This window comes from Ammoniphilus oxalaticus (assembly GCF_003609605.1).
In the GTDB taxonomy this organism is placed as follows: Bacteria; Bacillota; Bacilli; order Aneurinibacillales; family RAOX-1; genus Ammoniphilus; species Ammoniphilus oxalaticus.
The window spans coordinates 15,786-27,856 of the sequence record NZ_MCHY01000013.1; the positions used below are offsets into that span (position 1 = coordinate 15,786).

A 12,071-nucleotide genomic window follows, 5' to 3' on the forward strand; every position below is an offset into this window, starting at 1 on the left:
TCACCTTCTTTCTACCAGTTAGCAAAGCGTTCGCTGGACCACATCATTTCCTCCTCCGTTGCAAATGCAAGTGCAACTGCATCTGCTCTGTCTGGGGAATCAAGGCCGCGTTTCTTCATATCTTCTTTACGCTCCAACATGATTCGTCCCTTACTTGTTATTCTGTATTTTCTCGAAGTTAGTTGTGATATTAGCTCGTCATCATCTGGAAACTGAACGGTCCCTTCTGATCCTTGAAGATAAAGGCTTAAATTTTCCGTTAGCCAATCACGAACCGATGCCCATATTTCCGTACCTCGATTCTCATAATGTTCAGTGTCCTCGGCTTTTCTGCCATTCCCAATTGGAACAACGCGGATAGAAAAAGGAAATCTTTCCGTTTGGATTATTTCTTCTAGTTGGTCCGTAACGCCACCACCGACACCATCATCATCCACTTTAATAACAACATCATTAATAAATGGATACCGCTCATGATAATCACGTGCTGTTCGGATGATGTGCCCTGTGGTTTCTGTTGTTCCTTGTTTGGTGTAGTCTTGCAAATCAAACAATCTCCCACCGATTCTTGGTGCAATTACAGTAGCATCATCACCATAACGCGCAACGTCAACACCAAGATGTAGAGTGTTTCCTAACGGTACTACTTTTGTTTCTGTTGCCGTCTCCGCCAATTCTAAAGCGATAAATGCATCTGGTTCTGCTTTCGGAAACTCGCCATAAACACGAACACGAACAACATCACTGCCCTCTCCATACTTTCGGATTAGGCGCTCAATGTTTTCTTTGCTCGCCCTCGACGAGTCGTAACTGGAAACCTTATGAGTTTTGTAGTCTGCTCGATCACGATGATGGGAATCATAAAAAACCCCACTTGTTCGAGTCGGGTTCCCACACATCAGCAATTTGTTTTCATGTCCTGACAATGTACCAAGAATAGCCTCCATGATATCATCAGCGACACCAGAAGCTTCATCGACAACAAATAACATATAATCCTCATGAAACCCCTGCATGTTCTCAGGTTTCGTTGCCGTTCTGGCCGTAGCGAACCAGCGTTCTTCATTCCCTACCATGTACACCTTTGTTTTAGTCCATTTAAGGAAGTTCTTAACCATCGACGATTCAAGCCACTTGGCAATCTCTGCCCATAGAACGTCATTGAGTTGTTGTCGAGTCGGGGCTGTGCATATCACCTTCGGGTTTGGTCGGCAGCATAAGTACCAAATAACCGCCACAGCCTCCAGCCCCGTTTTCCCAACCCCTTGCCCTGATCGGACAGAAACGAATGGATCAGTTGCCAAGTCATTGAGGACATTTCGCTGCCAAGTGTCCGGGTAGAATTGAAGGATGTCTGCCGCGAAGGCAACAGGATCATCCCAATACACGTCGATAAGATCAACGAGCACGCTATGTGGCTTGTTACTCATCGCGATTCACCTTGCGCCTTTCAGCAGCTTCTTTTATTGCAGCAACCCAATCATCCGCGCCGTCATTTTTGGTGTTGCTAGATATGTTCTCGATTTCGGCTTTTGTCTTGTCAACTCGGGCCTGCATCAATTCGAGATTCAATCTACGCTCGTCAAACTCATCTACCAGTTCGATATATTGCCTCACTAAATTTCGATATTCAGCCATCGCCCGAGTTTGAGCCCTAATGTATGACTCGAAGCGTTCATGTGCATAAATAACTTTGTATGTTGTACTGTCACCTTCCACTCCGCTACTATGTCCCGATTTTTCTTTAAGATGGTCCCACTCATCATCGACACCCATGATTCTTTGCATGCGAACTATTGCGGAAAACTTTATTTCTATCTGCATCCAAAGCTGATCAATGAAACTAGAGCCTTCCATCGCCTTAATGATTTCAACTTGCTCCTTATGCAAAAACTTGCTGTATAAACCGTGTTTTAGTTGAAAGCTGTTGTGATTCGGAAATCTGTGTGATGGATTCGGGTTTCCGCTGCGCCTTTTCTGTCCCTTATATGAAGTGTCGCCTTTATTAGATGCAACACCTTTGTCTTTCTCCGTTGCAACGCTGTTCTTTTTTGTTGCACGTTGCGCTGCGTCGTTGCGTTGCCAGTTCTCACGGTTTTTCCTGCTGCGAATCGTGCTGTCTTTAACCCCATGTTTTTCAGCCAATGCCCTGAACGTGATCTTGGTTGTTTCCCACTCATTTCTAATTTCATCCCAATTAGGCATCTACATAACACCGCCTCCTACCGCTATTTGCTTGTTTCGATTTTTGGCAAAAGAAAAAGCACCGCGATGGGTGCTGTTTCCTAACTATTTCGATTTATAATCCTGAGCATAGTCACTAATAAACGTTATCGCACGACTAGACCCTTCAATAAATTGGTCATACCTTGAACTTAACCAAGATGGGTTGTCATCCCTTTTTACAACATATTCCTTTAATTCAAATCTATAATTATTGAACGATTCGAAAAACAGTTGTATCTCAAAAGTTTCCAAACCCTGCTCAAAACATAAATTTTTAGCTGTTAAGTAGCTTTGATTCGCTATTTGTAAAAATCCAAGTGAAAGTTGAAAGCTTACGTCTCCTTCGTAAACACCATCAACCAATACGTTGTAAGATGCCTTTACAAAGCTACGAGTTTCTTCCATAAGCTCTTTTAATAACTGCATGTTGTAAATATTTTTACTTTCTAGCCCCATTTAATCACCACCTCTCATCGAACCAATTCGACAAAAGGAGGTATTTACCTGCTACTTTTTTCCCATGGATAAAGAACTTATCAAACAAAAAACACCTCGTCATAAGTTATTCTCATCCGTTTTATATGAATCTTATTCTATTAAATTACCAGTTCATTGTTAAAAAAATTATAAAACATATATAATGAATAGCATGACATAGGCACCCGTATGGTGAAGGGGGTGCCTAATGACAACTTATGAAAAAGTTACCGTAATATTAATGGTAGTTTCCATCATTATTACAGTAATGTTTGGTGTCCTTAGCCTCAGTTAAGGACTGACACTGTACGTTCTATATTATGATCCGGCGACTGGTATATATACATACAATTTCAATATTTATAATATCTAAGGCAAGAACTGACTATTCTTGTTGCCTACCTAAACCCATACAAGCTTAGAGTGTGTCATTATTGAGATGTTTGTATTGCCTGATCAATTGGACATAGTCACAGAACGAAAAAGAGGGAGATGCATTCCAGTGCACTCCCTCTTTTCCTTTGACGACACATACCCCCTTCTGTACCTTATAGGTTGAATGAACCACCTGAATAAACCAATGATTGGTTTTTAAAAGTAAGGACGCGACTTATTGTATGGTGACTAGTCATACGTGCGCTTCGAAGAGGGTGCCTTCAACTTATGAATTACTTGTTTGGTAATTTTATTTTATCATAATATGAAACATATTTGAATAATTAAGGCGAATTAATTAGAGTCTTTGCCGCACCCCCTCTATAATTTCCCCCTCACCCATACAGGCTTCGTAAGCCAAGCGTAAGTCATGATATTCTTTCTTTGATCTTTTTCTCCGCTCTTTTAATGTATCCTTGGACAGTCCCTTTACTCACACCGATCTCATCAGCGATCTTCCCCATGCTCATTCGTTGACCTACATGAAGGATGTAGCATTGCCTTTCGCGATGGGAAAATGATGCGAATATATCCGCGAGTATAATCTTTTCCTCTCTCGTCATATACAGTTCCTTTTCGTTTATGTCATCTATCTGATCGGTAATATCCGGTATCAAGTCCATGCTTTCAAAATACTGCCGCTGATAAATTCGGCTTTTATCTACACCGCGCCGCAGCCCTGGTTGTCTTCCTGTCTCTAGCCATTCCAGCGAGAAATTCATATTCTCAATCATCCCATTGATCAGCGTAAGATCATCCGCATTATTCGGATTGTCGCGATCAAGCTGATCCGCTTGTCTTTTTAATTCTTTCCGACCGTCTGAATACTCACGAATTAACCTGTCTGCCCAATCCAAACTTACCGCCTCCCTTATATATTTACTTTTGGCGATATGCCCCACCTCTGCCCCTTGCGTACGTGGGTCTGTGCATCCCCATTAGGCTTTCTATATCACGAGTGGACAAACGCTCACTGCGGCGTTTCTGTGGCTTCCTGCGCTTCTTCTTTTTAGGAGCGGGCTTCATGTTCTCTTTTTTCCACTGTTGAAGCTGGTCCTTAAACGTTTGGCTCACCTTGATCCCCTCCTCGTTGCCAAAACTATTGATTTTGGGTAAATAAGTTACAGAGAGCGCTTTCCCTCATGCAACAAAAGAAAAAGGACACCAAACAACGCTTGTGCGTCATTCAGTGTCCTCCAGTTGGCTGGTAGAACTATTTTAACTTATGATATTGTTTCACTGATAGAAATTGATTAATGACATCCATTTCATTCGTTAGTTTAGCATTATTTATTTTAATTATTGGTGAATACACCTTTTTCTTATTCCCCAAAACATCCCGATACTTCACTACAATGTATCCCGTCTCCTGTCCTCCACTTATATTCCTTACCTCAACCACTGGGCTTATCCCTCGTTCAACCGTCTCTTTTCTTCTTGTCCTCTCATAGTTTGTAATATAAATATCGCATGGTATGGTTTGAACATTGCTAATCCATTTTGCGGACAAATCAGTTATTCTAATGGATCCTTTATTTAATAAACTAAAGCTCACTTTCTTTGATGCGTGGATATTGTTAAATATGCTCCTTAAAATAAATTCTGGTTGAATATTTAATTGTTTCATTTTTTTATTGTTTCTATAAACTAAAAAGGAAATCATTAATGAAAACAATGAAATGGCTAAAGTAAGGTTTTCCTTATTTATAAAATAAATTACGCACATTAACTCATTTTCGTTCAAAACTCTTCCCCTTCTTCCCTTCTCATGCGCTTCACCTTCCCCTGATGTGTCAAAATCCTATATTCACCGAATGGAGGAAGCTCTCTCAATTTCGCCTTTCCATCACAGATCACAATCACGCAACTGGATGGTATATCCATTATATCAAATTCTAACCTATTTCTATCATTTACCTCTATATCTAGCGACCTCATAGTCGGACCCCTCTCCATATGCTATAATCAAATTTGCAGAAAAGATTAGCTGGGAGAGATCCTGGCTATTTTTGTTTATATTTCCGAAGCTTGTCCAAAACATTTAATTGATTGATGTTATGCAAGCTGTACGTTGCAGCATGAACTGTATTTAATAGCTTTATATCTTCAAGCGGTACTGGAACGCACTCGTCATTGTCATAATATGAACGGTCGCTGTTAATCCTTTCTTCGGTGTAGATCCCAGCTTGTTCGATATTCGTTGTATATCCGGAGTCATTTGGCCCCCACCAAACAAGAAAATTAGAGTAGGCCGTCTTATCAATCGCTAACAAAAAATATTCTCGCTCCTGTCCATTCATTCTTTTATCCCCTTTCAGTTTCGCTTCATCGTCGGAAGCACTCCTACACGTTTATCAGATTAATCAATAACAATGGCCGTCTGTGCCTTGTCTTGGTTCTTCCTACTGGCTAATCTTCTTTTCCCGGTCGGCGTGGTCATCCAATAAATATAATGAGGTTGAACACCTAACTTTTCCGCACACTCATAAGCAGTGCCCATGGCAATTATTTGATCATTCTTATAAACCGCATATTCCCTATCGAATACAGTTTTTCTACGCATCTTTTCACTCCTTCGTCTTATGAACGAACTGTGTATTATCTTTCAAAAAACGTTTTTTGTTTATATTGCTGTCCATCCATATCTTGTTTATTAAACAACCTGCTTAATTTTCCACTTTATGTTATAGTTTTTAATAATTAAAAAAGGAGGTACATACAATAGTTACTACTCTAATTTCTTTTATTCCGCTATTAATTTACCTAGCCTTTCTTGGGTTTATTATTTGGTTTGCAACTAGCTTAATTAATGCCCAGAAGGAACGAAACGCTTTACTCAAAGAGATATCAAATAAATTGAGCAATGTAGATTTTAGGAAAAGCGAAGAAGAATGATGTATCTTCGCTGTTTTCCCTTACGACTAAATTTTTACGAACTGTGAATCAGAAAATGTTTAATCTATCTTGAATCGCTTCGTGCAATTCAACAAAATCAGTTAAAGGAGAATCTAAGATAACTTGAATTTCGCCCTTTAACTCCTCGACTTTTCAGCTGTCCAATAAGCCATTTAAAATCATCAACAATAGCCTTTGCGTTCATTTCGCATCCAAATATTTGTGCTGTTAAATCCCCATCCATAGCTTCAACCATATTCTTTATAGTCTTCAATCTATCTGGCATTTCTTTACCTCCCACTACGCTTTATGCATCTACTATTACACAGAATTTTCTAACTATACACAATTGCTAGTCTATTGCTACCTTTTTACAACCCCTTCTGCTACAATTATTGTGATAGTAGTATTAAACAACTTCCTAACTTTCTTGGGGCTGAAGCAGCTATTGTTGTTTTTCCTTTCACAGCAACCTGCTTCAACCCGCCTTTTATTAAATTGCTATTTTCGTAGCAGCGCTTATGTAATCCATCTGTTAACAAGGCACTCACCTTTCACGAGTTTGAGTTGGATCGGGTCTACCCTCTGTATCTGATGAAAAGTCCGCCTTGTTGAAGATTAGAATTGCATATCGCATGCAATTGTTAGCAAAGGAAAGCCTCCTCTCTCCAAGTTGAGGATTTTCCTTTGCTATTATAATTTTAAGGACCAACGCGTCTACACCGTCGCTACAAAAACCCCATACGACTTGTCCTTTAGATGCTCCTCATACTGACAGTGCGGGCACACGATGGCGTCCTGATCCATCTCGTCATCATCGATCACCGCGAAAACGCATGAACATTTCGTGCATTCGTATAAGTGCATGTACACTCTTCTGTCGGCGTCAATACTCACTCTGATTCCTCCCTTACACGTTCAAAATCCTTTTTATATATCTTTTTGTAATAATGTTGAGCCATTTCATAGTGATACCTCAAAACTGTTTTGTGTTTACTGTCGATAGTGAATTGCTTTCTAAGATGGTATTCCATTGGAATGATGTACAGTAAATATCTCAACAGCGTCATTCCATCCCTCCTTACAATCGTCCTGCTCCAACAATAAAGACGGCCATCATCATGGCCCCGAAGCTCCCCGCCAATATGGATGCGGGCAACAGCCACCATACGTTGATCATTCCGATTCCCCCTCACAATACTCATCGCAATATCTCGGATGCCCTGGTTCCTCACCATCGATAAAACACCCGCAGTACTCACACAATATTCCGCTCAAACGCATTTCCGCTAAATCTCCCATTTACTTTCCCTCCAATCGCCTATATTGCAGCTCCCTAGCCGCCTGATACCGCATTTCCATCGGCGCATTGTCGTCCAGCGCAACTACCAGCAGCTGTGTCCTTGTCACCGTCTTCATCTTCCGCATCCCTGTCATCCTCCTGAAATGCCAATTGATCATATTCCCGTCCGTACATATCGACCATCTTCTCGACCCCGAACTTCATCAGCCGACCTGCAAGCCCCATTCCCTCCGCATTCGTATGAGGGTGCTCTCACTCATGCGATATCTAACCGCTATAGCCCTGTACGATAATCCTTGCTTTCTATATTCGAGAAGCTTGTCTTTTGTTAGTTCATGGCGCCTAGACGGGCGTTGACGGCGCAATTGGATCCCCCATGAAGCACGATTTTTATAAAATTCCTGCATGTCTAACCCGTATAATTTGGCAATTCTTTTGTTTGTGTAACCATTGTTTAGTAGCTCAATATATGTTTTCTTGTTTAGAGCGTCAGGTATTTTATTTTTAGTTAACCTAGTCCCAAGATTTCTGATTTCAGCCTCAAGACCACATTCAACCTGGCATATCCGATCTCTTGTCCTTTGGCTTTTACCACGAACTAACTCACAGTTTTTGCAATGATCCAAAAGATCGTTAATTCTAATTCTTAAACTACGCTTTTCCAACCTTTTCATGGATTAAATGCTCCTTCCACGTGGTATACTAGTACCGCCAATATTTTTTTCACTTGGATCTATGGGGTGGCAGCCCCTAGGTCCTCCTCTATCCTTATTTTTGGGATGATGTTTCCTCCCAATCGTCTACAGTCATAACCAGCCCTTGTCATACAACGGCGCCATAAGTGACAACGGCTGAGACACGCCATTTGATTGTCCTCTCTAACTACCCAATCAGGTCTTGCGTCAGTAATCACCACCCCTCCGATCACACTCTTTCTCACAACACACGTCACGACAATCACTCCCCTAATTGATTTCTAGCAACTCTACCTCAATTTCGATCCGCGGCTGCTCGCTATAAAACTTGGAGACGCGCAGATCGACGACTTGGCTGTCATCCTTCCAAATGATCTTGTTTAGCGCGTCACTGATCGACTTCACGTAATTGTCGAGGTCTGGTTTGGTTGTTGGACGATATAGCCCATGTTCTGCCAGCCCCATTCGCCGCCTGCTGAATGATTTGAGCATAGGCCGATATATTGCCAACCTCACTTTCAACGGTCCCTCTAACGGCTTTCTTGGGGCGTGTTGAGAAGCAACCAATCCAACATATTGTTTAAAATCCCTTGAATTCTGCGGGTCGTACATTCGGATGCGACCTCTGTGCGTTGTTGCTCTTGCTCGCTCTTGGGCTACCGCTTCCCCTAACACGGTAAATTTAATTTTGTTTTTCGTTTCGATCCCGCTCACCCCCATCCACATCAATCTCTAACTTACGCTCTTTGCCGTTGATCCTGATTCCTGTGACCGCGCTGTCCTTGTCCACAGCCGCTTCAAGTTGCTTGGTTATGCTTTTCAGCGATGCAATCATTGTCCGCACCGTAGGCTTGTCCGAAAACTGAACCCATGCCCTCATGTACTTAGATCCCCTTTCCCCATACCCCGCCGGCCCTTTTCTTAATCCGTCGAAGGTCGTATTGGTCGATGGCAAGAAACAGAACCTCTTGCGGCGCCCTTTTAAACCGATTGGCAATCTCGGCGATGGATAGACCTTGTTTCCAAAGCTGGCGAAACTGCTTTACCATCTGCTTGTCCCACAGGAAATCGTAATGCTCACAGCTAACGTATGGAAACTGATCCCTCACGCCCCAGCAGCCCCTACGCCGAACCTTCGTTCAGCATCAGCAATCATTTGCCGCAACTCTTCCTCAGCCGCCGCCACCTGCTCTTTGATTCGGGGCCCGCAATCAGGGCAGGGCATGAAGAAGACGGAGGAACTAAACGGAATCAGCATGGCGTTCGTGTTGTTGCACAGGCTACACACCGACGAAATGGTGACGCAATCGGTAGTTGAGTTCTCCAACCGTTTCCCCCTCCTCATAAAAAACTTTTACTAAGTTTTTGCCGCTCATTTCCATCAGCCGACTAGCCGTCGCTTCACCCAACATGGTGATAAGTTCAAGCTCATATTCAGACGTCCAAATGATCGGCAATCTATTAAAATATCGATGTTCAATCAACCCGTACATTTCGTCGTGAACCCCTCTTGTGATGTCTGGTACACCGATTTGTGGATTAACTCTTCCCTTGCCGATGTCATCGATGAACAATACTTCGCATTTTTGCAATGTTTCGCGAATCTTCTGGACCTGTAATCCACCGTTGTCGTACTGGCTAAACATTTCTTTGAACCCGTTTACGAAGTTGAAGTAGACAACCTGAACTCCTTGTTTCATGAGTTCATTCGCAACAGCGCAACCAAGATGCGTCTTGCCGATCCCGACTTCTCCAGCAAAGCCAATTGAATTGCCTTCTTCGAGTTTCCTCATGTTTTCAAAATCAAAGGCGTATTTTCTCGCAGTCTTCCAAAGTTCATCTAATCTTTCATCCCCAGCCCAGTTTCGATAGTTTTCAAAGGACTTGGATAAAAACTCGTCTGATAGTTGACTCGATTTCATGAGCCGCTTAATCCGTCTAATTGCTTTACATTCGCAGTCACTCCAATATTCGGCTCCGTTTCGAATTCCATCAAAACGTATCCCCTTATCCTGACATGACTGACATTCAACCTTTTTTTCTTTCTCGTAAGGCTCGGATTTCATCTGCTGCGGTTCGCTGCCTTGGCGATCCCGAAGCAATTGCTCTATTCGGATTTTGATTTCCTCCGCTACGTCCGAAATCTTTTGCATTTGATCTGTTCCCCCCTGTGGTTTTGAAAGCGGCAATGTGAGCCTTGATTTGATCAATGGTCTTTAAGCCATCCCGTTTCCAATTCTCTAAAATGCCATTAACATAATTCCATGTTCTAACATTGTTGAGGATGGCAATCTTCATGGCTTCGACAATGACTTCTTCTGATTCATCAAAGAATTGCCCATCAAGCCAATACCCGATTTCTTCGCTTAGAAAAGAAGATATAGTCCCGAATCCATTTTTCTCCCAAAACACAAAAACGTTAGGTTTGTCCTTTACTACTACTACTAATTCTTTATTGTCTTTAACATTGTCTTTAATACTGTCTTTAGAGACCCCCTCAACCCTTGTTGCATAAGGGTTTTCTGACTGTCGAAGTTCCTGTTTTGGTAACTTTGGAGTTACTGTTTCGGTAACTTTCGAGTTACTGTTTTGGTAACTGGTTACTGAATCGGTAACCTCAAAGTTCCTGTTTTGGTAACCTGAACTTACTGTTTCAGTAACTTCCCTGTTACTGTTTCGGTAACTTTCTTCACCGTTAGTTCCTATTTCAGTAACTTTTGGGTTACTATTTTGGTAACTTTCAGTCGATAAACTTCCTGTTTTGGCAACCTTTTTTCGATCTCTCTCTAACAAATTAATGTGAATTAACTTTGAAAATTCATCTTCATTCCATGTTCTAATCGGCGCTATTTCCCACTTTTCACAATCCATTTCTAAGGCGAAGATCATCCGATCCCGATCCCAACTTAGAACCCTTGCCCCCTCCAATCCTTCCAATTCCTTTCTAATGTGCGTGTTTCTTACCCCACAAATTTCAAAGTTCTTTAACCTCGGTATGTATGCCGAATCGCTTTGACAACCGATAGAAAGTCGGAGAACAAGGTGCAAGATGGACAATTGCCTCTTAGAAAAATCACGTCTGATAATCTCGTCTAATATTTTATTTTCGATGCCAACAAAACTTTTCGATGGAGGTTTTGCCATGCTACACCTCTCCCGTTTATTTCTATATCTGGCTTCGCCGAGGGATCATTCCCTCGGCATAAGTCCCCATTAATCGAAATTAATTTCTCCTTCTTCGCTCGTTTCCTCTGCATCGGAAGCTTCAAAAGGAATATCCAACACATCGACTGGCATCGGATCCTCTGTAATGTCCTTCCTGACTACCTCGTCCTGCGTCGCCGCCTGCTGGATCTCAATGCTGATCGGCAGGTACTTCCACATATGACGCACAACCGTTTTCTTTGCCATTTCCTCATAGTCCGTTACCCACGGACCGCCCTTAGATGCCGCGCTCCTATTTCGACGCTTGTCAATTTCCTCTTTCGGCATAAATTCAAATTGGTACCCACCGTCTTTAAAGTGGGCGACTGCATAAGCTCCAATGAAATCCCCTTGATCACTCATGGCTGGTTTGTGTACGAGATTAGGCTTCAATCCGTACTCATACTCAAATTCATCATTTTTATATACCGCGTGGGCGTAAATGCTTTCTATGTTCCCTGATCTGCGCGCCAGGTCGATCATTCCTTTGTAGCCGATAATGAAAGTCGCTTCCTTGCCGTAGGGAATGATATAGCAATGTCCGATAAGGCCAGGCTCCAGGCCCAGCTGAGCCGATTGCATCACTGCCCCCATAAGAGATGGGATGGTGCATTCCAATAGCTTCGGTGTCGTCCTGATCGTTGTTAGCGCAATCCGCGCGAGTCGATCCGCGTCCATGTGAGCTGGCAGGGCCTTTTCGATTTCAGGCGCCATTCTTTTTAAGTAAGCGGCAATCGTGTTTGCAGGGTTGTTATTCGTTGCCGCATTATTTCCTTGTCGGTTAGCCAATTGGTTTTTCAATTCGTTGCTCGTTGCTTTTGTGCTCATAGCAGCCT

The 12,071-nt window shown here is 42.4% G+C and carries 18 protein-coding genes; all 18 read right to left on the reverse strand.

Annotated elements, in window-relative coordinates:
• Positions 1 to 11: 11 nt before the first annotated feature.
• A complete protein-coding gene (locus BEP19_RS16440) occupies positions 12 to 1,430 on the reverse strand; it encodes an AAA family ATPase (RefSeq protein WP_120191036.1) in 1,419 nt (472 codons plus the stop codon).
• Positions 1,423 to 2,205 (reverse strand): hypothetical protein, encoded by a 783-nt coding sequence (locus tag BEP19_RS17855; RefSeq protein WP_211329379.1) that lies wholly within the window; start codon positions 2,203 to 2,205, stop codon positions 1,423 to 1,425. The genes BEP19_RS16440 and BEP19_RS17855 overlap by 8 nt, the downstream gene beginning before the upstream one ends.
• Positions 2,206 to 2,289: 84 nt before the next feature.
• The gene (locus BEP19_RS16450) at positions 2,290 to 2,682 is read right to left on the reverse strand and encodes a hypothetical protein (RefSeq protein WP_120191037.1); all 393 of its coding nucleotides are present in this window, start codon (positions 2,680 to 2,682) and stop codon (positions 2,290 to 2,292) included.
• 824 nt (positions 2,683 to 3,506) lie between these two features.
• Positions 3,507 to 3,995: a sigma-70 family RNA polymerase sigma factor gene (locus BEP19_RS16455; RefSeq protein ID WP_245983665.1), complete on the reverse strand. Its 489-nt coding sequence runs from the start codon at positions 3,993 to 3,995 to the stop codon at positions 3,507 to 3,509.
• A 22-nt stretch (positions 3,996 to 4,017) separates the two neighbouring features.
• Entirely contained in the window at positions 4,018 to 4,212 is a 195-nt protein-coding gene (locus BEP19_RS16460) for a hypothetical protein (RefSeq protein ID WP_120191038.1), read from the reverse strand.
• A gap of 139 nt (positions 4,213 to 4,351) precedes the next feature.
• A complete protein-coding gene (locus BEP19_RS16465) occupies positions 4,352 to 4,882 on the reverse strand; it encodes a hypothetical protein (protein ID WP_120191039.1) in 531 nt (176 codons plus the stop codon).
• Complete coding sequence (locus BEP19_RS16470) at positions 4,879 to 5,076, reverse strand: XtrA/YqaO family protein (RefSeq protein ID WP_120191040.1); 198 nt, start codon at positions 5,074 to 5,076, stop codon at positions 4,879 to 4,881. Before BEP19_RS16470 ends, BEP19_RS16465 begins: the two co-directional genes overlap by 4 nt.
• 65 nt (positions 5,077 to 5,141) lie before the next feature.
• On the reverse strand, positions 5,142 to 5,438 hold the full coding sequence (locus BEP19_RS16475) for a hypothetical protein (RefSeq protein WP_120191041.1): 297 nt from the start codon (positions 5,436 to 5,438) through the stop codon (positions 5,142 to 5,144).
• A 59-nt stretch (positions 5,439 to 5,497) separates the two neighbouring features.
• A complete protein-coding gene (locus BEP19_RS16480; RefSeq protein WP_120191042.1) occupies positions 5,498 to 5,701 on the reverse strand; it encodes a hypothetical protein in 204 nt (67 codons plus the stop codon).
• A 429-nt stretch (positions 5,702 to 6,130) separates the two neighbouring features.
• Positions 6,131 to 6,319, reverse strand: coding sequence for a hypothetical protein (locus BEP19_RS16485; protein ID WP_120191043.1), 189 nt, complete (start codon positions 6,317 to 6,319; stop codon positions 6,131 to 6,133).
• 431 nt (positions 6,320 to 6,750) lie between these two features.
• Positions 6,751 to 6,930, reverse strand: a complete 180-nt coding sequence (locus tag BEP19_RS16490) for a hypothetical protein (protein ID WP_120191044.1) — start codon at positions 6,928 to 6,930, stop codon at positions 6,751 to 6,753.
• 439 nt (positions 6,931 to 7,369) lie between these two features.
• Positions 7,370 to 7,561, reverse strand: a complete 192-nt coding sequence (locus tag BEP19_RS17415) for a hypothetical protein (RefSeq protein ID WP_147393817.1) — start codon at positions 7,559 to 7,561, stop codon at positions 7,370 to 7,372.
• 740 nt (positions 7,562 to 8,301) lie between these two features.
• The gene (locus tag BEP19_RS16505) at positions 8,302 to 8,745 is read right to left on the reverse strand and encodes a RusA family crossover junction endodeoxyribonuclease (RefSeq protein WP_425452797.1); all 444 of its coding nucleotides are present in this window, start codon (positions 8,743 to 8,745) and stop codon (positions 8,302 to 8,304) included.
• Positions 8,714 to 8,911, reverse strand: a complete 198-nt coding sequence (locus BEP19_RS16510; RefSeq protein ID WP_120191047.1) for a hypothetical protein — start codon at positions 8,909 to 8,911, stop codon at positions 8,714 to 8,716. The genes BEP19_RS16505 and BEP19_RS16510 overlap by 32 nt, the downstream gene beginning before the upstream one ends.
• Positions 8,912 to 8,915: 4 nt before the next feature.
• Positions 8,916 to 9,140, reverse strand: a complete 225-nt coding sequence (locus tag BEP19_RS16515) for a hypothetical protein (RefSeq protein ID WP_120191048.1) — start codon at positions 9,138 to 9,140, stop codon at positions 8,916 to 8,918.
• Positions 9,141 to 9,311: 171 nt separating this feature from the next.
• Entirely contained in the window at positions 9,312 to 10,175 is an 864-nt protein-coding gene (locus BEP19_RS18050; protein ID WP_245983675.1) for an ATP-binding protein, read from the reverse strand.
• Positions 10,060 to 11,175 (reverse strand): DnaD domain protein, encoded by a 1,116-nt coding sequence (locus BEP19_RS16530; RefSeq protein ID WP_120191051.1) that lies wholly within the window; start codon positions 11,173 to 11,175, stop codon positions 10,060 to 10,062. The genes BEP19_RS18050 and BEP19_RS16530 overlap by 116 nt, the downstream gene beginning before the upstream one ends.
• Before the next feature lie 69 nt (positions 11,176 to 11,244).
• Positions 11,245 to 12,063 carry a recombination protein RecT gene (gene recT, locus BEP19_RS16535; protein WP_120191052.1) on the reverse strand — a complete coding sequence of 273 codons (819 nt, stop codon included), beginning with the start codon at positions 12,061 to 12,063 and terminating at the stop codon, positions 11,245 to 11,247.
• Between the last annotated feature and the right edge of the window lie 8 nt (positions 12,064 to 12,071).

Excerpts from the sequence above, each read along its gene's own strand:
- BEP19_RS16440 (WP_120191036.1), bottom strand. The coding sequence starts at position 1,430 with ATGAGTAACAAGCCACATAGCGTGCTCGTTGATCTTATCGACGTGTAT.
- BEP19_RS17855 (WP_211329379.1), bottom strand. The coding sequence starts at position 2,205 with ATGCCTAATTGGGATGAAATTAGAAATGAGTGGGAAACAACCAAGATC.
- BEP19_RS16450 (WP_120191037.1), bottom strand. The coding sequence starts at position 2,682 with ATGGGGCTAGAAAGTAAAAATATTTACAACATGCAGTTATTAAAAGAG.
- BEP19_RS16470 (WP_120191040.1), bottom strand. The coding sequence starts at position 5,076 with ATGAGGTCGCTAGATATAGAGGTAAATGATAGAAATAGGTTAGAATTT.
- BEP19_RS16475 (WP_120191041.1), bottom strand. The coding sequence starts at position 5,438 with ATGAATGGACAGGAGCGAGAATATTTTTTGTTAGCGATTGATAAGACG.
- BEP19_RS16480 (WP_120191042.1), bottom strand. The coding sequence starts at position 5,701 with ATGCGTAGAAAAACTGTATTCGATAGGGAATATGCGGTTTATAAGAAT.
- BEP19_RS16485 (WP_120191043.1), bottom strand. The coding sequence starts at position 6,319 with ATGCCAGATAGATTGAAGACTATAAAGAATATGGTTGAAGCTATGGAT.
- BEP19_RS17415 (WP_147393817.1), bottom strand. The coding sequence starts at position 7,561 with ATGGGGCTTGCAGGTCGGCTGATGAAGTTCGGGGTCGAGAAGATGGTC.
- BEP19_RS16510 (WP_120191047.1), bottom strand. The coding sequence starts at position 8,911 with ATGAGGGCATGGGTTCAGTTTTCGGACAAGCCTACGGTGCGGACAATG.
- BEP19_RS16530 (WP_120191051.1), bottom strand. The coding sequence starts at position 11,175 with ATGGCAAAACCTCCATCGAAAAGTTTTGTTGGCATCGAAAATAAAATA.
- recT (WP_120191052.1), bottom strand. The coding sequence starts at position 12,063 with ATGAGCACAAAAGCAACGAGCAACGAATTGAAAAACCAATTGGCTAAC.